The sequence below is a fragment of the Modestobacter sp. L9-4 genome (assembly GCF_019112525.1).
In the GTDB taxonomy this organism is placed as follows: Bacteria; Actinomycetota; Actinomycetes; order Mycobacteriales; family Geodermatophilaceae; genus Modestobacter.
Genome location: NZ_CP077800.1, coordinates 501,956 through 522,926, shown reverse-complemented (window position 1 = coordinate 522,926; position 20,971 = coordinate 501,956). Strand labels below are relative to the sequence as shown.

General features: G+C 74.3%; 18 protein-coding genes and 1 pseudogene. 11 read left to right on the top strand and 8 right to left on the bottom strand.

Translation table 11 applies throughout. The features are described from left to right. Positions 1-3: 3 nt before the first annotated feature. Positions 4-2,874 (bottom strand): aconitate hydratase, encoded by a 2,871-nt coding sequence (locus KUM42_RS02515; protein ID WP_237494751.1) that lies wholly within the window; start codon positions 2,872-2,874, stop codon positions 4-6. Positions 2,875-3,187: 313 nt separating this feature from the next. On the opposite strand from KUM42_RS02515, the gene KUM42_RS02510 reads away from it, so the two are divergent. The 4 genes and pseudogenes from KUM42_RS02510 to KUM42_RS02495 all read left to right on the top strand — a co-directional run bounded on the left by KUM42_RS02510 (position 3,188) and on the right by KUM42_RS02495 (position 8,040). Further along, complete coding sequence (locus tag KUM42_RS02510; RefSeq protein ID WP_237494750.1) at positions 3,188-4,675, top strand: NlpC/P60 family protein; 1,488 nt, start codon at positions 3,188-3,190, stop codon at positions 4,673-4,675. 265 nt (positions 4,676-4,940) lie between these two features. Beyond that, positions 4,941-5,870: pseudogene (locus KUM42_RS02505) on the top strand (AAA family ATPase); the annotation flags it as partial. Positions 5,871-6,124: 254 nt separating this feature from the next. Beyond that, the gene (locus tag KUM42_RS02500; RefSeq protein WP_237494748.1) at positions 6,125-7,087 is read left to right on the top strand and encodes a DUF58 domain-containing protein; all 963 of its coding nucleotides are present in this window, start codon (positions 6,125-6,127) and stop codon (positions 7,085-7,087) included. After that, positions 7,084-8,040 (top strand): VWA domain-containing protein, encoded by a 957-nt coding sequence (locus KUM42_RS02495; protein WP_237494747.1) that lies wholly within the window; start codon positions 7,084-7,086, stop codon positions 8,038-8,040. Before KUM42_RS02500 ends, KUM42_RS02495 begins: the two co-directional genes overlap by 4 nt. 73 nt (positions 8,041-8,113) lie before the next feature. On the opposite strand, the gene KUM42_RS02490 is transcribed toward KUM42_RS02495, so the two are convergent. Further along, positions 8,114-9,595, bottom strand: a complete 1,482-nt coding sequence (locus KUM42_RS02490; RefSeq protein ID WP_237494746.1) for a glycosyltransferase — start codon at positions 9,593-9,595, stop codon at positions 8,114-8,116. After that, positions 9,592-10,227 (bottom strand): hypothetical protein, encoded by a 636-nt coding sequence (locus KUM42_RS02485; RefSeq protein ID WP_237494745.1) that lies wholly within the window; start codon positions 10,225-10,227, stop codon positions 9,592-9,594. The genes KUM42_RS02490 and KUM42_RS02485 overlap by 4 nt, the downstream gene beginning before the upstream one ends. 386 nt (positions 10,228-10,613) lie before the next feature. On the opposite strand from KUM42_RS02485, the gene KUM42_RS02480 reads away from it, so the two are divergent. Beyond that, on the top strand, positions 10,614-11,309 hold the full coding sequence (locus KUM42_RS02480; protein ID WP_237494744.1) for a DUF4232 domain-containing protein: 696 nt from the start codon (positions 10,614-10,616) through the stop codon (positions 11,307-11,309). Between the two features lie 42 nt (positions 11,310-11,351). On the opposite strand, the gene KUM42_RS02475 is transcribed toward KUM42_RS02480, so the two are convergent. Further along, positions 11,352-12,563: an acyl-CoA dehydrogenase family protein gene (locus tag KUM42_RS02475; RefSeq protein ID WP_237494743.1), complete on the bottom strand. Its 1,212-nt coding sequence runs from the start codon at positions 12,561-12,563 to the stop codon at positions 11,352-11,354. A 194-nt stretch (positions 12,564-12,757) separates the two neighbouring features. On the opposite strand from KUM42_RS02475, the gene KUM42_RS02470 reads away from it, so the two are divergent. Next, on the top strand, positions 12,758-13,324 hold the full coding sequence (locus KUM42_RS02470; RefSeq protein WP_237494742.1) for a hypothetical protein: 567 nt from the start codon (positions 12,758-12,760) through the stop codon (positions 13,322-13,324). A gap of 24 nt (positions 13,325-13,348) precedes the next feature. On the opposite strand, the gene KUM42_RS02465 is transcribed toward KUM42_RS02470, so the two are convergent. Beyond that, positions 13,349-13,639, bottom strand: coding sequence for a hypothetical protein (locus KUM42_RS02465; protein ID WP_237494741.1), 291 nt, complete (start codon positions 13,637-13,639; stop codon positions 13,349-13,351). Positions 13,640-13,742: 103 nt separating this feature from the next. Here KUM42_RS02465 and fabG point away from each other — a divergent pair, with 103 nt between their 5' ends. Genes fabG through KUM42_RS02450 form a run of 3 tightly spaced genes read left to right on the top strand, consistent with a single transcriptional unit; the run spans position 13,743 to position 16,425 of the window. Next, positions 13,743-14,447 (top strand): beta-ketoacyl-ACP reductase, encoded by a 705-nt coding sequence (gene fabG, locus KUM42_RS02460; RefSeq protein ID WP_237494740.1) that lies wholly within the window; start codon positions 13,743-13,745, stop codon positions 14,445-14,447. A gap of 2 nt (positions 14,448-14,449) precedes the next feature. Next, complete coding sequence (fabI, locus tag KUM42_RS02455; protein WP_237494739.1) at positions 14,450-15,241, top strand: enoyl-ACP reductase FabI; 792 nt, start codon at positions 14,450-14,452, stop codon at positions 15,239-15,241. Continuing rightward, entirely contained in the window at positions 15,238-16,425 is a 1,188-nt protein-coding gene (locus tag KUM42_RS02450; RefSeq protein ID WP_237494738.1) for a ferrochelatase, read from the top strand. Before fabI ends, KUM42_RS02450 begins: the two co-directional genes overlap by 4 nt. Before the next feature lie 142 nt (positions 16,426-16,567). Here the strand turns inward: KUM42_RS02450 and KUM42_RS02445 are convergent, their stop codons facing one another. Next, the gene (locus tag KUM42_RS02445) at positions 16,568-17,308 is read right to left on the bottom strand and encodes a hypothetical protein (protein WP_237494737.1); all 741 of its coding nucleotides are present in this window, start codon (positions 17,306-17,308) and stop codon (positions 16,568-16,570) included. Between the two features lie 124 nt (positions 17,309-17,432). Between KUM42_RS02445 and KUM42_RS02440 the strand changes: the two genes are divergently transcribed. Both KUM42_RS02440 and KUM42_RS02435 read left to right on the top strand, forming a co-directional pair. Next, a complete protein-coding gene (locus KUM42_RS02440) occupies positions 17,433-17,864 on the top strand; it encodes an NfeD family protein (RefSeq protein ID WP_237494736.1) in 432 nt (143 codons plus the stop codon). Positions 17,865-17,952: 88 nt separating this feature from the next. Beyond that, positions 17,953-19,191, top strand: coding sequence for an SPFH domain-containing protein (locus KUM42_RS02435; RefSeq protein WP_237494735.1), 1,239 nt, complete (start codon positions 17,953-17,955; stop codon positions 19,189-19,191). A gap of 60 nt (positions 19,192-19,251) precedes the next feature. Here the strand turns inward: KUM42_RS02435 and KUM42_RS02430 are convergent, their stop codons facing one another. Together KUM42_RS02430 and KUM42_RS02425 are read right to left on the bottom strand one after the other, a co-directional pair. Continuing rightward, complete coding sequence (locus KUM42_RS02430; protein ID WP_237494734.1) at positions 19,252-20,157, bottom strand: RNA polymerase sigma factor SigF; 906 nt, start codon at positions 20,155-20,157, stop codon at positions 19,252-19,254. 146 nt (positions 20,158-20,303) lie between these two features. After that, positions 20,304-20,762 carry an ATP-binding protein gene (locus KUM42_RS02425; RefSeq protein WP_237494733.1) on the bottom strand — a complete coding sequence of 153 codons (459 nt, stop codon included), beginning with the start codon at positions 20,760-20,762 and terminating at the stop codon, positions 20,304-20,306. Between the last annotated feature and the right edge of the window lie 209 nt (positions 20,763-20,971).

Sequence of the window (20,971 nt, the reverse complement as noted above, 5' to 3'; positions counted from 1 at the left end):
GGGTCAGGCGCTGACGGTGCCGCGCAGCGAGCGCAGCACGTACTGCATGATCCCGCCGTTGCGGTAGTAGTTCGCCTCACCGGGGGTGTCGATCCGGACGCGGGCGTCGAACTCGACGGCCGGACCATCGGACGGCTGGGCCTTCACGTGCACCGTGCGCGGGATCCCGCCGTCGTTCAGCGCGGTCACCCCGGTGATCTCGAATGCCTCGTCACCGGTCAGGCCGAGGGACTCCCGGCTCTGGCCCTCGGGGTACTGCAGCGGCAGCACGCCCATGCCGATGAGGTTGGAGCGGTGGATGCGCTCGTAGCTCTCGGCGATGACGGCCTTGACGCCCAGCAGCGCCGTCCCCTTGGCCGCCCAGTCGCGGGAGGACCCGGAGCCGTACTCCTTGCCGGCCAGCACGACCAGCGGGATGCCGGCGTCGATGTAGGCGCGCGAGGCGTCGTAGATCGAGGTCGTCTCGCCGGTCAGGTGGTTCTTGGTGACGCCGCCCTCGGTGCCGGGCACCAGCTGGTTGCGCAGCCGGATGTTGGCGAAGGTGCCGCGGATCATCACCTCGTGGTTGCCGCGGCGGGAGCCGTAGGAGTTGAAGTCGCGGCGCTCGATGCCGTGCTCGCTCAGGTACTTCCCGGCGGGGGAGTCGCCCTTGATCGAACCGGCCGGCGAGATGTGGTCGGTGGTGACCGAGTCGCCGAGGACGGCGAGGGTGCGGGCGCCGGTGATGTCGGTGACCGGGGCCGGCTCGGCCGGCATGCCCTCGAAGTACGGGGGCTTCCGGACGTAGGTGCTCTCGGCGTCCCACTCGAACGTGTCACCGGTGGGGGTCGGGAGGTCCTGCCACTGCTGGGTCCCGGCGAAGACGTCGGCGTAGTCGTTGCTGAACATCTCGGCGGTGACCGACTCGTCGATCGTCCGCTGCACCTCGTGCGGCGAGGGCCAGATGTCGCGCAGGTAGACCGGCTGGCCGTCGGTGCCCGTGCCCAGCGGCTCGGTCGTCAGGTCCAGGTCCATCGTGCCGGCGAGCGCGTAGGCGATCACCAGCGGCGGGGACGCCAGGTAGTTCATCTTGATGTCGGGGTTGATCCGGCCCTCGAAGTTGCGGTTGCCCGAGAGGACGGAGACGACGGCGAGGTCGGCGTGGTTGACCGCCTGGCTGACCGGCTCCGGCAGCGGGCCGGAGTTGCCGATGCAGGTGGTGCAGCCGTAGCCGACCAGGTAGAAGCCGAGCTTCTCCAGGTACGGGGTCAGGCCGGACTTCTCGTAGTAGTCGGTGACGACCTTCGACCCGGGGGCCAGCGTCGTCTTCACCCACGGCTTGGTCGACAGACCCGCCTCGACGGCCTTCTTGGCCAGCAGCGCGGCACCGATCATCACCGAGGGGTTCGAGGTGTTGGTGCAGGAGGTGATCGCGGCGATCACCACGTGCCCGTGGTCGACCTCGGTCTCGGTGCCGTCCTCCATGACCACCTTGGTGGGCTTGCGGGTGCGGCCGGAGTCTGAGCCGGTGACGGCCTCGTGCGGCTTGCCGGCGTCGCCGTTGCCGGTGGCGAACGGGCTGGCGGGGTCGGAGGCCGGGAAGGTCTCCTCGACGGACTCGTCGACCGTGGAGGTCTCCGCCGCGGCGTCGTCGGGGTCGCTGTCACCGTCGGGGGCGTAGGTGGGCAGCGCCTCGCGGAACGCCTCCTTGGCCTCCGTCATCGCGACCCGGTCCTGGGGGCGCTTGGGCCCGGCGATGGAGGGGACGACGGTCGACAGGTCGAGCTCGAGGTACTCGGAGAAGGCCGGCTCACGGTCGTCGTCGTGCCACATGCCCTGGGCCTTGGCGTAGGCCTCGACGAGGGCGATCTGCTCGGCGGAGCGGCCGGTGAGCTGGAGGTAGCGGATCGTCTCACCGTCGATCGGGAACATCGCGGCGGTCGAGCCGAACTCCGGGCTCATGTTGCCGATCGTGGCCCGGTTGGCCAGCGGGACGGCCGAGACGCCGGCGCCGTAGAACTCCACGAACTTCCCGACCACGCCGTGCTTGCGCAGCATCTCGGTGATGGTGAGGACCAGGTCGGTGGCGGTGGCGCCGTCGGGCAGCTCGCCCGAGAGCTTGAAGCCGACCACGCGGGGGATGAGCATCGACACCGGCTGGCCGAGCATCGCGGCCTCGGCCTCGATGCCGCCGACGCCCCAGCCCAGCACGCCCAGGCCGTTGACCATGGTGGTGTGGGAGTCGGTGCCCACGCAGGTGTCGGGGTAGGCGAGAGTGCGGTCACCCTCGGCGCGCGGGAAGACCACGCGGGCCAGGTGCTCGATGTTGACCTGGTGGACGATGCCGGTGCCCGGGGGGACGACCTTGAAGTCGTCGAACGCGCCCTGGCCCCAGCGGAGGAACTGGTAGCGCTCGCCGTTGCGCTGGTACTCGATCTCGACGTTGCGCTCGAACGAGTCCGGCGTGCCGAAGACGTCGGCGATGACGGAGTGGTCGATGACCAGCTCGGCCGGGGCGAGCGGGTTGATCTTCTGCGGGTCGCCGCCGAGGTCGGCCATCGCCTCGCGCATCGTGGCCAGGTCGACGATGCACGGGACGCCGGTGAAGTCCTGCATCACGACGCGGGCCGGGGTGAACTGGATCTCCTGGTCGGGCTCCGCGGACGGGTCCCAGTTCGCCAGGGCGCGGATGTGGTCGGCGGTGATGTTCGCGCCGTCCTCGGTGCGGAGCAGGTTCTCCAGCAGGACCTTCAGGCTGAAGGGGAGCTTCTCGCTGCCCTCCACCGCGTCGAGCCGGAAGATGTCGTACTCGGTGCCGTCGACGTCGAGCGTCTGCCGGGCCCCGAAGCTGTCCTTGCTGGCTGCCACTGTCTGCGCCTCACCCTCGCTGGTCATGCGCGCGTCCTGCGCCTCGATGTGCCACCCCCGATCATCCCAGCCCGGTCCGCCGCACGCCGACCAAGGCTGCCCTTCCCTCACCCACAGTGGGCGACGTCGCCACCCTCCGCACCGGCGGGGTCCTCCGAGCGATGGCCCCGGGCGGTGTCCCCCGGACGGGGGAGATCCGGCCGGGGGCCTGCGCTCCCGCCCCGATCCGGTCGATGGGCCCGGGAGAGCACATCCGCGACGGATGTGCCGGGACTGGTCGAGACCGGCGCCGCGAGCAGGTGGCGCCGGGCAACGGAGGAGTCGAGCAGTGCGGGCACGAGTGGGAACGCAGATCGGTACCGGACGGAACGGGCGGCGCTGGCTGCAGCGGACGCTGGCCGCGGGCACGGTCGCCGCGGCCTGCCTGGTCGTCGCGCCGGGCGTGGCAGCAGCCGCGCCGGTCAACCCCAGCGACCAGCAGATCAGCGCAGCCGAGCAGGCCAAGAGCGAGGCGGCCGCCCAGGTCGGCCGGATCACCGCCGACCTGGCGCAGGCACAGTCGGCCGCCGCCGGCGCGGCCGCGCAGGCCGACATCGCGCTGCAGGACTACGAGGACAAGCAGACCGCCTACGACGAGGCGCGGGTGGCAGCCGACGCCGCAGCCGCCGCCTCGGCCCAGGCCGACGTCCAGCTGCAGGGTGGGCGCGACGCGGTCGCCTCCTTCGCCCGGGACAGCTACAAGCAGGGCAGCACCTCCTCCGGGGCGCGGGCGCTGATGACCGCCGGCGGTCCCGCCCAGCTCATCGAGCGGGCCGCCCTGCTCGACGCCGCCGGCGAGCACCGCACCGACGTCCTCGCCGAGCTCACCGTGCTCGAGCAGCAGGCCACCGCCGCGGAGCAGACCGCGCAGGGCGCCGTCGGCCAGGCCGAGGCGCTCAAGACCGAGGCGGCGACGCTGCTGGCCGGTGCGCAGGAGCAGAAGGTCGCTGCCCGCGAGCAGGCCGCCGCCCTGGCCGTGCAGCAGGACCAGCTGGAGGACCGGTTGGTGGAGGCGCAGCAGGTGGCCCTCGGCCTGGCCGGTGCGCGCAAGGCCGCCGAGGAGTACGCGAAGGCGCAGGCCGCGGCCCCGCCGCCGGCGGCCCCGCAGCGCGCCGCGGCGGCCCCGGCCACCAGCAGCAGCAGTGCCCCGGCCGCGTCGGCGGGCAGCAGCGCACCCGCGGCGAGCAGCAGTGCACCCGCGGCGGGCGCCCCCAGCAGCGCCCCGGCCGCGCCCCGCGCGACCACCCCGGGCCCGTCTCCGGCCCCGGCTCCGGCGCCGGCTCCGGCTCCGGCCCCGGCGCCCGCCAAGCCCCCCGTCGCGCCGGCGCCCGCGGCGCCGAAGCCCGGCGGCACCTCCGCCGACGCGCCGTCCGGCTCGGCCGTGCAGAAGGCGATCGCCGCGGCCCGCACCCAGCTGGGTGTCGCCTACTCCTGGGGCGGCGGCGGCAGCAACGGGCCCAGCTTCGGCATCTCGCCGGACACCGGCGTCTGGGGCTTCGACTGCTCGGGCCTGACCCAGTACGCCTACGCCAAGGCCGGCGTCGCCATCGGCGGCACCAGCCGCGACCAGTGGTGGCGCTTCCGCGACCGCACCGTGGCCCGCGCCGACCTGCAGGCCGGTGACCTCGTGTTCTGGGCCACCGGGAACGACTACACGTCGATCTACCACGTGGCGCTCTACCTGGGCGGCAACCAGGTCGTCCAGGCGCCGCAGAGCAACGACGTGGTGAAGGTCAGCACCATGTGGTTCGGCAGCGACTACTTCGGGGCCGTGCGCCCGACCGGCTGACGAGGACTCCCGGCAGGCCCTGCAGGGGGCCGGCGGGACCGGGGGGAGGGGCGTCGGGCAGCCACGGGGGGAGCTGCCCGACGCGGTGCCCAGGCTAGCAGCCCGGGCACCGCGTCGGGCGGTTCCGCGCAGCGCCGACGCGGGCCGTCGCCGGCGCCGTGCCGGTGGCCCGCACAGCCGGGTGTAGGAGACTGGGCGAGTGACCGCTGCCGCCAGCCAGTCCGTCCCCGAACAGCCCACCCCGCCGTCGGTCGACGCCGCTCTCCTGGAGCGCGCACTGTTCGAGGTCAAGCGGGTCATCGTCGGTCAGGACCGGCTGGTGGAGCGGATGCTCGTCGGTCTGCTGGCCCGCGGGCACGTGCTCCTGGAGGGCGTCCCCGGGGTGGCCAAGACCCTCGCGGTGGAGACGCTGGCCACCGTCGTCGGCGGCCACTTCTCCCGCCTGCAGTTCACCCCCGACCTGGTGCCCGCCGACATCATCGGCACCCGCATCTACAAGTCCGGGCAGGACGCCTTCGCGACCGAGCTCGGCCCGGTGTTCGCCAACTTCGTGCTCGCCGACGAGATCAACCGCGCACCGGCGAAGGTGCAGTCGGCGCTGCTCGAGGTCATGGCCGAGCGTCAGGTGTCCATCGGCGGCGTGACGCACAAGCTGCCCGACCCGTTCCTCGTGCTCGCCACCCAGAACCCGATCGAGAACGAGGGCGTCTACCCGCTCCCCGAGGCCCAGCGCGACCGCTTCCTGCTCAAGGTGCTCGTCGACTACCCGAGCCCGGAGGAGGAGCGGGAGATCATCTACCGGATGGGCTCCACCCCGCCGCGCGCGGAGGCGGTCCTCGGCCCGGACGACGTCCGGCGGCTGCAGCGCACCGCCTCGCAGGTGTTCGTGCACCACGCGCTGGTCGACTACGTCGTCCGGCTGGTGGTGGCGACGCGCGCGCCGAACGAGCACGGCATGCCCGACGTGGCCGGCTGGGTCTCCTACGGGGCCAGCCCGCGTGCCTCGCTGGGCCTGATCGCGGCCAGCCGGGCGCTCGCGCTCATCCGCGGCCGGGACTACGTGCTGCCCCAGGACGTCCTGGACGTGACCGCCGACGTGCTGCGGCACCGGCTGGTGCTCTCCTACGACGCGCTGGCCGACGGCGTGCCCGCCGACCACATCGTCAAGCGGGTGCTGCAGAGCGTGCCGCTGCCGCAGGTCACCCCCCGGCAGCGCGCCGGTGGGTTCGGCCCGGGCAACCCCGGTGGCCCGATGGTGCCGGCCCCGAACGGCCAGTACGGCCCGCCCAACGGTGCCCAGCAGCCGGTGCCCGCCGGCGTCCCGGGTCCCTACGGCCAGGCTCCCCAGGGCTCGACCGACCACCGCTTCGCCGGCGGTCAGGGGACGGGCCAGCAGGGGACGGGCCCGCAGGGCGGCCGTCCCGACGGCGGCTCGGGCCCGCAGCCGGGATGACCGCCACCGGTCCGGCGGGGTCCTCGGCCAGGGACGGCGGCGCCCCGCCGCACTTCGGCGCGGGGAGCTCGACCGCGGTGCTGCTGCGCCGGCTGGAGCTCACCATCCGGCGCCGGCTCGACGGGCTGCTGCAGGGCGACCACCTCGGGCTGGTGCCCGGGTCGGGCAGCGAGGCGGGGGACTCCCGCACGTACCACCCCGGGGACGACGTGCGCCGGATGGACTGGGCGGTGACCGCGCGCACCCAGTCACCGCACGTGCGGGAGACCGTCGCCGACCGCGAGCTGGAGACCTGGGTCGTGCTGGACCTCTCCGCCAGCCTGGACTTCGGCACCGCGGACTCCGAGAAGCGCGACCTGGCGATCGCCGGGCTGGCCGCCGTCGGTCACCTCACGGTGCGGGGCGGCAACCGGCTGGGTGCGGTCGTCACCACCGGTGAGCGGGTCGACCGGTACCCGGCGGTGCCCGGCCGGCTGGCCCTGGACCGGCTGCTGCGCAAGGTCGTGGAGACCCCGCGGGCGGCCGGTGGCCGCCGCGGTGACCTGGCCGCCGCCCTGGACTCCCTCAGCCGCCCGCCCCGCCGCCGCGGCCTGGTCGTGGTGGTCTCGGACTTCCTCGGCGACCTGGACTGGGAGCGACCGCTGCGCGGGCTGTCCGCCCGGTACGAGCTGCTGGCCATCGAGGTCGTGGACCCGCGCGAGCTCGAGCTGGCCGACGTCGGGCTGCTCACCGTCGTCGACCCCGAGAGCGGGCAGACCCTCGAGGTGCCCACCGGCAACGCCGACGTCCGCCGCCGGTACGCCGAGGGCGCGGCGGCCCAGCGCCGCGAGATCGCCGCTGCGCTGCGCCGGGCGGGTGCCGGGCACCTGCGGCTGCAGACCGACCGCGACTGGATGGCCGACGTCGTCGCCTACGTCGCCCACCGCCGGCGCGCCGGCAACGGAGGAGCCTCCCGATGACCTTCCAGTCCCCGTGGTGGCTGGCCGCGCTGCTGGCCGTCGTGGCGCTGGTCGCGCTGTACGTGGTGCTGCAGCTGCGCCGGGCGAGGTACGCCGCGCGCTTCACCAACGTGGCGCTGCTCGGGTCGCTGGTGCCCAAGCGGGCCGGGTGGCGCCGGCACGTCGCCTTCGGCCTCGTGGCCGCCGGCCTCGCGGTGCTGGTGACCTCGCTGGCGGTGCCGAGCACCGAGGTCCGGGTGCCGCGCGAGCGCGCGACGGTGATCATGACCGTCGACGTGTCGCTGTCCATGCGCGCCACCGACATCCAGCCCGACCGCTTCCAGGCCATGCAGGTCGCGGCCAAGCAGTTCGTCGACGTCCTGCCCGCCCGGATCAACCTGGGCCTGGTGTCCTTCGCCGGGACGGCGACCACGCTGGTCACCCCGACGACCGACCGCGAGCAGGTGCGCGCGGCGATCGACAACCTGCAGCTGGCCGAGGCGACCGCGATCGGTGAGGCGGTGTTCACCTCGCTGACCGCGGTGGCCAACTTCCAGTCGACCCTGGAGACGAGCGGGGAGGAGGTGCCCCCGGCCCGCGTGGTGCTGCTGTCCGACGGCTACAACACCGTGGGCCGGGAGACGACCCAGGCGGTCGAGGCGGCCAAGGCGGCGCAGGTGCCGGTGTCGACGATCGCCTTCGGCACCGACTACGGCGTCCTGGACCTCAACGGCGAGCGCTTCCCGGTGCCGGTCGACCGCTCGACGCTGGAGGACATCGCCGACGAGACCGGTGGCAGCTACAGCGAGGCCGCCAGCGCCGCGGAGCTCGAGCAGGTCTACGAGGACCTCGGCAGCCAGATCGGCTACACGACCGAGGCCCAGGACATCAGCCCGTGGTTCGTCCGCGGCGGCCTGCTCTTCGCCTTCCTCGGCGTCGTCGCCTCGCTGCTGTGGACCAACCGGCTGCTCTGACGCGACGAGGGCCCCGGCAGCGGTGCTGCCGGGGCCCTCGTGGCCTCGCTGCGGGGGGCAGCGAGGTCCTTCTTCAGACGGTGAAGCCGCGCTGGCGGCGGACGAGCTTCTTCAGCATGAAGATCGTCTGCAGCACGGTGACCAGGTAGAGCACCGGCCAGCCGATCGACAGGATGGCCGACTGGACGCCGACGCCCTGCTGGCTCCAGGCGAAGATCAGCACCGCGAAGGTGGCGGCCGCGCACAGCGCCGGCATCACGTAGGCCGAGCCACGGCCGCGCTCGGCGGCTGCCTGCGCCGCCCAGTTGTCCTTCTCCACCCGGGCCAGGAACTGCACCCAGGCGGAGACGAAGTGGCCCATCCGGATCCACATGTACAGCTCCGCCGGCGCCATCAGCAGGGCGTAGAAGATGTCCGAGGCGCTCTTGTCGTGCATCGAGGCGGCGATCCGCAGGTTGAGCAGGGTCGCCACCGCCGGCGGGATCAGCCACACCGGGTTGAACACGAACGCGTCGATGGACAGCGCGGCGGCCAGCAGCAGCAGGAACGCCATCCGGCTGCTGATGTTGAACAGCATCGAGATGTTCTCGTACCAGCGCAGCCGCAGGTTCGGGTGCAGGGGCTGGCCCTTGTTGTCCCCGCGCTGACCCGGCCACAGCAGGTCGATGCCGCCGAAGTTCCACTTCACCTGCTGGCCGTGCAGGGCCCGCAGGTCGGTCATCGGGCCCACGAAGGCCCGCGCCCGAGCGCTGATCTTGGTGTTGAAGCCGGCGTCCTTGATCTGCAGCGAGAGCTTGGAGTCCTCGACCTCCGAGTCGCGCACCCAGGGGGCGGACTGGTGGTGGCGGTACATGACGGTCTCCAGCGCGCGGACGCTGAACAGGCTGCACTGCCCGCCGAGCACGGCCATGTTCCGGCCGCGGACCAGGTTGTCCATGTTGAACCCGGCGAACTGCGCGCGCTGGCCGGCGACGAGGAACTTCGCCATCGCCCCGTGCACCTTGGTCTTGTCGAAGCTGTAGACGGCCGACAGCCCGCCGATGCGCGGGTCGGTGACCATCTCCTTCTCCAGCCACTCGACGCAGCGCCGGTCCAGGGTGGTGTCGCCGTCGACGCCGAGGATGTAGTCGTACCCGCGGCTGAGGTGGTAGCCGATGTTGAGGGCGCCGACCTTCTTGTCCGGGTTCTCACCGATGTCGTGGACGTGCACCACCGTGCGGAACAGCTCGCCCTTGACGACCCGCTCGTGCGCGCCCTCGAAGGTGCGGGCGATCTCCGGGGTGTCGTCGTCGGTGTTGTTGATGATCACGTGGATCACGTCGGGCAGCCGGGTCTGCGCCAGCAGCGAGGTGAGGACGGCGGCGATGGTCCCCTCCTCGTTGTAGGCGGGGACGATGCAGCTGATGGTGGCCGTGCGGCGTTCGTTGCCGCCCCGGAGGTCGGCCCACTCGTCGGGGACGAGGGAGGAGACGTCCGGCGGCACGACGGTGCCCCGGGCCAGCAGCTGGATGCGGTCGGTGGCCCGGCGCATGCCCGGGACGACGAGCTCGGTCATGTGGTCTCCTGCGCGAGGGGCAGCTCGATGCTGTCCTGGACGGTCTGCCGGAAGTACTCGCCCGAGCCGGGAGCGGTCTCGACGAGCAGGTCGAACTGGACGTAGACGGTCAGCTCGGTGGCCGTGGCAGCGGACGGGGCCACGTTGAGGGCGCTGGTGTAGCTGAACGGCGGGGTGAGGACGAACTCGCCGCGGTCCTCGGTGACCGAGGTGCGGGCGGTGCCGTCGTCGGCGGTGGCCGCGAAGCGGGTCACCTTGATCTCCTGCTCAGCTGTGCCGCCCTCGACGTGGGCGGACAGCTGGATCGTCTTGGCGTCCGCGGCCGTCCAGGCGGCGGCCTCCTGGTCGGTCCACCAGTCGATGACGACGGCGCGGTCACCGGCGGCCACGGTGTGGGTGACCGACCCGGTGTCCAGGTCGCCGGCGGTGCGGGGCGGGGTGGTCGGCGTGGCGGCCACCGGGGCCACGGGGGGCGCCGGAGCCGCGGTGGTCGCAGCTGCCGAGGTGGGCGCGGCCTTGGCCAGCCCGGGGCTCATGCCGACGTCGGGCAGCTCGCAGCCGGACAGCAACACCCCGAGCGTCAGCGCCACCCCGAGCCCCGCGAGGCCCCTCCTGGCTCGTCCTGCCCTCATCGGGTGCACCCCTTCTCGCGCTGCTGGTCCGTGCGGCGTCGGCCGCGGCGGTGGTCGGACGACCGCGCAGCTGGAGGACGGCGGTGGCCACGTGCTCGAGCGATCGTCACCGACGGTAGAGACGAGTCAGGACGCAGTCACGGAACGTCACGCGACCGGGCGACGGGGACGCACCGGACGGGTGAGCGACCCCGGTCGTCCGTGACCGGGGTCCCGCGCGGGCACGCCGGCCCATCGACAGTGCAGTCGTTCCACCGATGCGCGCCCGGATCGGGCGGACGCACGATGCAGGCGCGACGACGTGCGCGCCCACGGCAGGTGCCGCCCGCCACGCCGTCGCACCGGGTCCGACCGCGGACCCGTCCCGCTGCCACCAGGAGGACGTCGTGTCCCACATCCCAGGAGTCCTCGCCCGCCGGTGCCTGCGCCCGGCGCTCGTCGGCACCGCCGCCCTCGTCCTCGCCGGCTGCTCGGGTGGCACCGACGACGCCGCCTCCGCCCCCACGTCCGGGGCCGCCCCGGCAGCCGCGTCGTCTTCAGCCGACCCGGCCCCGGCGTCGGGCTCGTCGAGCTCTCCGGCCGAGAGCTCGCCGGCCGGTGGCACGACGAGCTCCCGCCCCGCGGGCGGGACGTCGTCGGCCGCGGCCCCGGGCACCGCCACCGCGGGACCGGACCGGTGCCACACGAGCGAGCTCACCGCCTCGCTGACCGGTGGCGACTCCGGCGCGGGCCAGCGCGGGGCCACCGTCGTGCTGCGGAACACCGGTGGCCGCACCTGCGACGTCGAGGGCTTCGGCGGGGTCGGGCTGCTGGACGCCGCCGGGCGCGCGCTGCCCGCGCAGCAGGTCCGGCAGGACGCCCCGGCGCCCACGCTGCTCACCGTGGCCCCCGGCGCGACCGTGGTGTCGCAGCTGCAGTGGACCGTCGTGCCCGGGGACACCGACCCGGCGGCGGGCTGCCCGACCCCGGCGTCCCTGTCGGTGATCCCGCCCGACGAGCGTGACCCGCTGACGGCGACCTGGTCGCTCGGGCCGGTCTGCGACGGCGGGCGGCTGGAGCAGCAGGCCTACGTCGCCGGCTGAGCCCCGCGGGGCCCGGCGGCGGTCGCCGGGCCCCCTCCGGGGTCAGACCAGCGGCACGACCTGGGTCGGGATGCCGAGCAGGGCCCGGCTGTAGACCTCGCGGTTGAGCGCCGGCGTCACCAGCGGGTGGCGGGTCACGACGCTGACGTCGCGCCAGAGCCGCTGCACCGGGTTGTCCAGGGCGAAGGAGCCGGCGCCGCCCACGTCGAGCAGCAGGTCCATCGTCTCCCGCGCGGCGCCGGAGATCCGGGCGGCGTCCATCCGGACCCGTGCGGCGACCGGCTCGCCGAGCGGTGTGCGCTCGGAGGTGGCCCGTTCCACGTCGTCGACCCCGCGCTGCAGGTGCAGTCGCATCGTGTCCACCAGGGACGCCGCCTGTGCCATCGCGGCCTGCACGCTGGGGGAGTCGACGGCGTTGCGGTAGACCGACGAGCCCACGGACCGGCCGCGGGAGAGCAGGGCCGTGGTGTGCTCGAGCGCCCCCTCGGTCATCCCGACGACGGTCGCTGCCGCGGTGAGGACGGCGACGGACATCAGCGGCGGCCGGGGCGACCCGTCCGGCCCGGTGCCGCTGGTCACCTCGGGCAGGGAGACGACCCGGTGGTCGGGCACGAAGGCGTCCTCGACGGCCACCGTGTCGCTGCCGGTGCCCTGCATGCCGGCGACCGACCAGGTGCGCTCGACGGTGACGTCGGTGGCGGGCAGCAGGGCCAGGACGACGTCCACGGTGGCACCGCCGGCGTCCAGCACCGGCACGGTCACGACCACCCAGCCCACGTGGTGGACCCCGGACAGCGGACGCCAGCGGCCGCTGACGACGAGCCCACCGGCGACCCGGCGGGCGGTGCCGGACGGGACGAGGTTGGCGGCGACCCCGGCAGCGGGGTCCTGGGCCCACACCTCGCGCTGGGTCCGGTCGGCGAGCTGGGTGGTGAAGAGCCCGGAGGTCGACAGGATCATCGTGACCCAGCCGGCCGAGCCGTGCCCGCGGGCCAGCTCGCGGTGGACGCCGACCGCGGTGGCCAGGCCGGCGCCGGGGCCGCCCAGCGCCCGGGGGGTGTGCAGGGAGAAGAAGCCGGCGTCGTGCAGCGCGGTGGTGACGTCGTCGGTCAGCCGGCCCTGCTCGTCGGCCGCTGCCGCCCGGGAACGCAGCAGCGGCACCAGCCGGCGGGCCTGCTCGACCAGCGCCGTCCCGCTCGTGCGGACCGGGTCGGCGGGGTGCCCGGCATAGGGGTCGTGGGTCAGAACGGACATGGCGTCCTCCAGTCGGTGCGGGGTGTCCTCGACGCTAGGAACGCCCGCTCCGCCGGGCATCCGTGCTGCTGCTGAACTGCCGCACCTCCGGCCGGGACGGGACTCCCGTGCCAGCACGCATGCACGCGGCGGCCGGGCCGAGGACGGTCGGGGCAGCGCGGCTCCGACGGCCGGGCAGTGGGCGAGGTGACGTGATGAGCAGCCGGATCGACCCCGAGCGCACCGGGCAGCGGCCCGGTGCCCACCGGGCGGCGCCGCGGCGGTCTGCGGCGGGCAGGGAACGGACGCCGGGTCAGCAGCCCCGCGGGTCCGGGCGGCTGGACCTGGACCTGCAGCCGCCGGTCGCGCTCGTGGCCGGCACCTGGGACGACGACGGCCGCTCGGTGACCCGCGCCCTGCTGCGGGCCGGCTTCCGGGTGGTCGGCCCCGTCCCGGGCACCGGTGCGGACACCCCTCAGCTGGTGGTGCTGCCCGCCGGTGCCGCGGCGGAGGCGACGGCAGCGGTGCACCGGCTCGCCGACCGGTACACCGGCAGGTCGGTGGAGTGCGGGGTGGTCGGCTCACCGGTGGGCCCGGGCGCCGGCCCCGACCCCGACTCGTCGGCCGGCGTCCGGGTGGTTCTGCTGGACAGCGGCACCCCGGCGCAGCGCGAGGCGGCCGCCGGCGGTCTCGCGGCGGTGGTCGGAGTCCTGGTCACCCGCGTCCTGGCGGCGGACCCGGCCGGGCGGTCGTCGGAGCCGGCGTCCCGCGGGACCCGCTGAGCGTTCGCGCCGTCCGCCGGCCGGTCAGCCGGTGGGGAACAGCAAGTCGACCGCCGGGGACCGGCGCACCCGGACGTCGCGCCCGGCCAGGGCCGCGGCGTCGAGGTGGTCGCGGACCAGCTCCAGCGCCGCACCGCTGAGCGAGGTGACCGAGCCCGCGTCGAGCACCTCGATCCGCGCCGGCTCCCGGCCGTAGCGCTGGTGGAAGTCCGCGACGACGCGGGCGTCCACCGCGCCGGCCAGGCACAGCGCGCGGCCGTCGGCGGTGTTCAGCAGCCGGACCAGCCCGCGCACCGGCGCCGGGGGAGACGTCACCGCACCAGTGTGCGGCCCGCGGCTGTTGACCGCGCGGGGGTGCGGGGCGGCCACCGACTACCTTCATGGGCGGTTGTCCCAGGCGAGCAGTGAGGTGGATCGAGTGGGCAGGTCGGTGCTGGTGACCGGTGGGAACCGGGGGATCGGGCTGGCCATCGCCCGTTCCTTCGCCGAGGCGGGTGACTCCGTGGCGGTGACCCACCGCGGCAGCGGGGCGCCGGAGGGGCTGTTCGGGGTCGAGTGCGACGTCACCGACACCGCGGCCGTCGACCGCGCGTTCACCGAGGTCGAGGAGCACCAGGGCCCGGTCGAGGTCCTGGTCAGCAACGCGGGCATCACCCGCGACGGGCTGCTGCTGCGGATGGGCGAGGACGCCTTCACCGACGTCATCGACGCCAACCTGACCGCCGCCTACCGGGTCGCCAAGCGCGCGGCGCCGAAGATGGTGCGCGCCCGAGCCGGGCGGATGATCTTCATCTCCTCCGTGGTCGGGCTGAGCGGCTCGGCCGGGCAGGCCAACTACGGCGCCAGCAAGGCCGGCCTGGTGGGCTTCGCCCGCTCGGTCGCCCGCGAGCTGGGCAGCCGCAACATCACCGCCAACGTGGTGGCGCCGGGGTTCGTGTCGACCGACATGACCGCCGAGCTGCCCGAGAAGCGGCAGCAGGAGATCCTCGGGCAGGTGCCGCTGGGGCGGTACGCCGAGGCAGACGAGATCGCCGGCGTCGTCCGCTTCCTGGCGGGCGACCAGGCGGGTTACATCACCGGGGCCGTCGTCCCGGTCGACGGCGGACTGGGGATGGGGCACTAGGCATGGCGACCGAGGCAAAGGGCATTCTCGAGGGCAAGACGATCCTGGTGGCCGGGGTGCTGACCGAGGCCTCGATCGCGTTCGCGGCGGCCCGGATCGCCCAGGAGCAGGGCGCCACCGTCGTCCTGTCGAACTTCGGCCGGGCGCTGTCGCTGTGCCAGCGGATCGCCAAGCGGCTGCCGCAGGAGGCGGCCGTGGTCGAACTGGACGTGACGAACACCGAGCACCTGGCCACCCTGGCCGACCGGCTGCGCGAGCACCTGGGCGCCGACGCGCGCCTGGACGGCGTCGTGCACTCCATCGGCTTTGCGCCGCAGGAGGCCATGGGCGAGGGCTTCACCGAGGTGGCGTGGGAGCACGCCGCCACGGCCTTCCAGGTCTCCACCTGGTCGCTGGCCAGCCTCACCCAGGCCTGCCGACCGCTGTTCGGCGACACCGCCGCCGTGGTCGGGCTGACCTTCGACGCCACGGTGGCCTGGCCGGTCTACGGCTGGATGGGGGCGGCCAAGGCCGCACTCGAGTCCACCTCCCGCTACCTGGCCCGCGAGCTCGGCCCGGAGGGCGTGCGGGTCAACCTCGTCGCCGCCGGCCCGCTGCGCACCATGGCCATGAAGTCGATCCCGGGCAGCAACCAGTTCGAGGAGGCCTGGGAGGGCCGCGCTCCGCTGGGCTGGTCGGTCACCGACACCGAACCCGCCGGCAAGGCCGTCGCCGCGCTGCTGAGCGACTGGTTCCCGGCGACCACCGGCGAGATCGTGCACGTCGACGGCGGCTTCCACGCGGTGGGGGTGTGACCGCCCCCGTAGACGCCCGTCCGCAGCACCCGCTGCCGGACGGCGTCTCGATCACCCCGGCCGGGCAGCAGCCCAACGAGGACCCCTCGCTCGCCGTCCGCAACAACGGCGGCGTCGCCCCCTCCTCCGAGCCGGCCCCGGCCGGACGGCGTGAGGCGCTGCTCGTGCTCGGCTTCGGCGGCCCCGAGGGCCACGACGACGTCATGCCGTTCCTGCTCAACGTCACCCGGGGCCGCGGCATCCCGCCGGAGCGCCTGGAGGAGGTGGCCGAGCACTACCACCACTTCGACGGCGTCAGCCCGATCAACGAGCAGAACAAGGCCCTCGTCGCAGCACTCGAGGGCGAGCTCGCCGCCGTCGGCATCGACATGCGGATCTACTGGGGCAACCGCAACTGGGCGCCCTACGTCGAGGACGCCTGGCGGCAGATGGCCGACGACGGCGTCCAGCACGCCTACGTGCTCGCCACGTCCGCTTACGCCTCGTTCTCCGGGTGCCGGCAGTACCACGAGGACGTCGCCCGGGCCCGCGTCGCGCTGGAGTCCGACCCCGGTGCCCCTCCCGGCCCGACCGCGGAGAAGCTGCCGCACTACTTCGACGCCCCGGGCTTCGTGCAGGCCAACGCCGAGGCCCTCGCCGCCGCCATCGCCTCGCTGCCGGAAGAGCTGCGGGACGGCGCCCGGCTGGTCGCCACCGCGCACAGCATCCCGAACGCGATGGCGTCGGTCGCCGGACCGCAGGGCGGTGCCTACGAGGCCGAGCTGATGGCCGCAGCGCAGGCCGTCGTCGACGCCGCCGCACCGGGCCGGTCCTTCGACCTCGTGTGGCAGAGCCGCAGCGGCCCGCCGTCGGTGCCGTGGCTCGAGCCCGACGTCAACGACCACCTGCGGGCGCTGGCCGAGAACGGCGAGCAGGCCGTCGTGGTCTTCCCGGTCGGGTTCATCAGCGACCACCTCGAGGTCATCTGGGACCTGGACAACGAGGCCGAGGAGACCGCCGGCGAGCTCGGCCTGGCCTTCGCCCGCGCCGGGACGGCGGGCACCCACCCGGCGTTCGTCACCTCGCTGCGTGAGCTGCTCGAGGAGCGTCGCGCCGGCGGCGAGCCGCGGCTGGGCACCAACTGCCCGGCGTTCTGCTGCTTCGTCCAGCGCCCGTCCGCCCGCCCGGCGGCCGCCGCCACCTGAGGGACGGCCCCGCTGCCCCACTCGCCGGCTCGTGGCGGGACCGGGCAGCGGGGCCGGTGTCCGCGTTGCACGCCCTGCGTGCGCGTTGCCCGTGCCGCGGCACGTGCAGTGCGCACGGAGCGCGTGCAACGAGGTCCTGCGGCTACGGGCGCGGGACCCAGTTGTAGGCGGCGACGGTGGCCTCGCGGACGGCGTGGGCCAGCGGGCGCAGCGCCTCGTCACGCCGGGTCGCCTGGGCGTGGGTGACCGCAGCGCCCGGGGCGTCGGCCATCGCCAGGTCCAGCACCCGGGACAGCCGCTGCGCCCGGCCCAGCAGCGAGGCCGCGAGCTGGTCGTGGTCGTCGGGCAGGCCCGGTGCGTGCACGGCCCGGGCCAGGCCGGCCAGCAGCGCCGGGACCTCGGGGTTCCACCGTGCGAGGTCCAGGGCGGCGAGGGTGCGGGCGGAGTCGCCGACGGCGAGGTCCAGGGCGCCGGAGACCGAGCGCAGCGTGCCCTCGACCGGCGGGGCCGCGGGCGGGGCGCCGTCCAGCGGCACCGCCGTCCAGGAGACGACCTCCGGGCCCAGCTCCTCGGGCACCAGCGCGATCCGGGTGCCGACCGCGGCCTGCCCGGACTCCAGCGCCAGCGCGACCAGCGAGGGCAGTGCGGGCACGCCCCGGGTGTCACCGGGCACGGGCAGCACCAGCCGCAGCCGCTGCTCGCCGAGGCCCCGCAGCGCGGTCAGCGCCCAGCCCAGCGGCACGGCCTCCTCGGTGCCCGGCAGGCCGACGACCCGGTGCCCGGTGTCGCCGACGAGGGCGTCGAGGGCCTCGTCGAAGGAGGTGCGTCCGGTGAGCCAGGCGGTGGCCCAGACGGCGAGACGGCCGGCGGCGATGTCGTGCACGGTTGCCCACGTTACGACGTCCGCGGAACAGCCCGGAGCCGGGCGGTGGCGAGCCGGGCGGTGGCGGGCCGGCTGCCGCGCGTGTGCACCGGTCGGGTGGAGGAGGGCGTGCCAGACTCGGAGCGTGCCCGCCTGGTTGCTGTGGTTGATCGCCGCGGGGCTCCTCGCCGCCGGTGAGGTCGCCAGCCTGGACCTGGTGCTGCTCATGGTCGCCGGTGGCGCCCTGGGCGGCATGACCGCGGCGCTGCTGACCGACAGCGTGCCGGTGCAGCTGCTGGCGTTCCTCGTCGTCTCGGTGGGGCTGCTGGCCGTCGTCCGGCCGGTGGCCAAGCGGCACCTGGTCGACCGGACGCCCCAGCAGATCGACGGCGTGCAGGCCCTCGTCGGGCGCACCGCGGTGGTCAGTCAGCGGGTCGACGGCAGCGCCGGCCAGGTGCGGATGGGCCACGACGAGTGGTCGGCCCGCACCCAGCTCGACGGCGAGGTCTACGAGGTGGGCGTCGAGGTGCGGATCGTGCAGATCGAGGGCCCCGTCGCCTACGTCGGGCACACCTGACGGGTGGTCTGCGGGTGAGGTCACCACCCCGCACGCGGCGGACGGTGCACCATCGGGGTCACGCACCACCTCCGAGGAACGGAGCACCGTGGAACCCGCACTCATCGCACTGATCGTCATCGTGCTGCTGGCCGTCGTCGTCCTGGCCAAGAGCGTGACGATCGTCCCGCAGGCCCAGGCCAAGGTCGTCGAGCGGCTCGGCCGCTACAGCCGCACGCTGAGCCCCGGCCTGGCCCTGCTCGTGCCCTTCGTCGACCGCGTCCGCGCGACCATCGACCTCCGCGAGCAGGTCATCTCCTTCCCCCCGCAGCCGGTGATCACCGCCGACAACCTGCAGGTGGGCATCGACACCGTCCTGTACTTCCAGGTCACCGACCCGCGACTGGCCGTCTACGGGATCGCGAACTACATCACCGGCATGGAGCAGCTGACCACCACCACGCTGCGCAACGTCGTCGGTGGGCTGAACCTGGAGGGTGCGCTCACCGGCCGGGACGGCATCAACTCCCAGCTGCGCGACGTCCTCGACGGCACCACCGGCCCGTGGGGGCTGCGGGTGGCGCGGGTGGAGATCAAGGCCATCGACCCGCCGGCCTCCATCCAGGACTCGATGGAGAAGCAGATGCGCGCCGACCGCGACAAGCGCGCGGTCATCCTCACCGCCGAGGGGCAGCGGCAGTCGGCGATCACCACCGCCGAGGGCCAGAAGGCCGCGGCCATCCTGTCGGCCGAGGGCAAGAAGCAGGCCGCGATCCTCGACGCCGAGGCCGAGCGGCAGAGCCGGATCCTGCGCGCCGAGGGTGAGCGGGCGGCGCTGTTCCTGCAGGCGCAGGGCCAGGCCAAGTCGATCGAGACGGTCTTCCAAGCCATCCACGACGGCAAGCCCGACTCCGGCCTGCTGGCCTACCAGTACCTGCAGACGCTGCCGAAGATCGCGCAGGGCGACGCGAACAAGATGTGGATCGTCCCCAGCGAGTTCAGCAAGGCGCTGGAGGGCCTGGGCCGCCTCGGTGGCTCCGACGGCGAGCAGCGCTCCTGGATGGACGTCGACCGTGCCCCGGCCGCCGCGGGCAACGGTGCGTCGGCGCCGCCGCCGGCAGCCGCACCGGCGGCACCGGCCCAGTCGCTGGACACCAGCACCTGGTTCGACTCCAACCTGCCGCCGGCCGCCGACCAGCCGGAGGCGAAGATCTCGCTGTCCAGCATCGGCGTCGAGCCGAGCCTGCCGAGCACCCCGGCCCCGGCGCGGCCCTCGCTCGCGCAGGCCACCGAGGAGGCCCGCACCACCCCGCAGCTGGGCAGCGGCGAGGCCCCCGAGACGCCGTGACCCGCTGAACGGCAGTGGCCCAGGACCGGATCGGTCCTGGGCCACTGGCGTTCAGCGGTGCTAGTCCTTGAGCAGGCCCTCGCGGAGCTTGGCCAGGGTCTGGCTGAGCAGCCGGGACACGTGCATCTGCGAGATGCCGATGTCGGCGGCGATCTGCGACTGCGTCATGTTGCCGAAGAACCGCAGGATGAGGATGCGGCGCTCACGGGCCGGGATGGTGGCCAGCAGCGGCTGCAGCGACTCGCGGTACTCCACGCCCTCGAGCGCGGCGTCCTCCTCGCCCAGCGTCGCGGCCAGGGTGGGGGAGTCCTCCTCGCCGGAGAGGCGCTCGTCCAGGGAGCTGCTGCGGTAGGCGTTGGCCACCGCCAGGCCCTCCAGGACCTCGGCGCGCGGGATGCCCAGGTGCTCGGCCAGCTCCGACGGCGTCGGGGCGTGCCCGTTCTTCTGCGACAGCTCGCTCACCGCGGCGTTCAGCGACAGGTGCAGCTCCTGCAGCCGGCGCGGCACGCGCACCGACCAGCCCTGGTCGCGGAAGTGCCGCTTGATCTCCCCGGTGATCGTGGGGACGGCGAAGGACAGGAACTCCACACCGCGGGTGGGGTCGAACCGGTCGATCGCGGCGATGAGCCCGAGCGTGCCGACCTGCAGCAGGTCGTCGAAGGGCTCGCCGCGGTTGCTGAACCGGCGGGCGAAGTGCCGGACGAGGGGCAGGTGCTCCTCGACCAGGATCTCCCGCAGCCGCTCCCGGCGCGGGTCGCCCTTCTCCAGGCTCGCCAGCTCGACGAACAGCGGAGCGGTGCGCTCGGCCCGGTTGCGGTTCTCCGACACCGGGACCGCGACGGGCGCGTCGGCCGTGACGGCCTGCAGGTCCGGCGCGGTGTCGGTGCTGTTCACGGCGTGCAGGTCGGGGGACGTGTCGGTCACCGCGGGCAGGTCCGGTGCGGTGTCGGTGGACTCGGTGGTCATGTCGGTGGCCTCCGTGGCAGTGGCCGGGGAGGCCGGTGGGGTCGAGACCCCCGGCGCCGCGGTCGCGGGGTTCCGGGGCCGCACGGGCCCACCCTGGTCGAGGACGGCGTCGTCGGCGGCCGGAACGTCCGTGGCAGCCGACCGGGTCACAGTGCGACCGACGCGTACTGGCGCAGCTTCTTCACCAGCGCGATGCGGGCCACCGCGCTGCCGGAGCCGTCGCCGGCCACGACGGTGGCCTGGGTGCTGGGGCCGGCCTCGACGGTGTCGACCAGGGTGTGCAGCACCGCCCAGCCGAAGCCGTCGCGCGGGACGTCGACGCCGGGCTCGGTGGGCACCCAGGCGTCGATGCGCAGACCCTCGCGGAAGGCCTCGAAGACCACGGTCAGCGGGGAGTCGCCGAGGGCGACCGAGGACAGCGTGGCGCAGGCCTCGTCCACCGCCAGGCGCAGGTCCTCCACCGCGTCGAGGTCGAAGTCCATCCGCATCGCGAGGTCACCGGCCATCGCGCGCACCGCGGGCAGCTGGGTCGGCGAGGTGGGGACCCGCAGTTCCAGCCGCTCGGGGCGCCGCTCGCCGGTGGCGGCAGCCGTCGTGTCGACCATGCGTCGTTCGCTCCTTCGTCGTCCCCGTGCTCCCGGTCGGGAGAGCGGCGGTCCTTCCTGGTGCACCCGCCGCGACACCGGCTCGGGGCGCGCGCAGGACAGCAGCCCCGCGGACGGCGCCCGGGCCGGGCCCGGCGACGTCGACGGTAGCTGCTCCGACAGCCTGTCATGCCCACGGCCCGGAGGGCGAAACGAGTCCCGCCGGTTCC

Excerpts from the sequence above, each read along its gene's own strand:
- KUM42_RS02515 (WP_237494751.1), bottom strand. The coding sequence starts at position 2,874 with ATGACCAGCGAGGGTGAGGCGCAGACAGTGGCAGCCAGCAAGGACAGC.
- KUM42_RS02500 (WP_237494748.1), top strand. The coding sequence starts at position 6,125 with ATGACCGCCACCGGTCCGGCGGGGTCCTCGGCCAGGGACGGCGGCGCC.
- KUM42_RS02495 (WP_237494747.1), top strand. The coding sequence starts at position 7,084 with ATGACCTTCCAGTCCCCGTGGTGGCTGGCCGCGCTGCTGGCCGTCGTG.
- KUM42_RS02490 (WP_237494746.1), bottom strand. The coding sequence starts at position 9,595 with ATGACCGAGCTCGTCGTCCCGGGCATGCGCCGGGCCACCGACCGCATC.
- KUM42_RS02485 (WP_237494745.1), bottom strand. The coding sequence starts at position 10,227 with ATGAGGGCAGGACGAGCCAGGAGGGGCCTCGCGGGGCTCGGGGTGGCG.
- KUM42_RS02475 (WP_237494743.1), bottom strand. The coding sequence starts at position 12,563 with ATGTCCGTTCTGACCCACGACCCCTATGCCGGGCACCCCGCCGACCCG.
- KUM42_RS02470 (WP_237494742.1), top strand. The coding sequence starts at position 12,758 with ATGAGCAGCCGGATCGACCCCGAGCGCACCGGGCAGCGGCCCGGTGCC.
- fabI (WP_237494739.1), top strand. The coding sequence starts at position 14,450 with ATGGCGACCGAGGCAAAGGGCATTCTCGAGGGCAAGACGATCCTGGTG.
- KUM42_RS02430 (WP_237494734.1), bottom strand. The coding sequence starts at position 20,157 with ATGACCACCGAGTCCACCGACACCGCACCGGACCTGCCCGCGGTGACC.
- KUM42_RS02425 (WP_237494733.1), bottom strand. The coding sequence starts at position 20,762 with ATGGTCGACACGACGGCTGCCGCCACCGGCGAGCGGCGCCCCGAGCGG.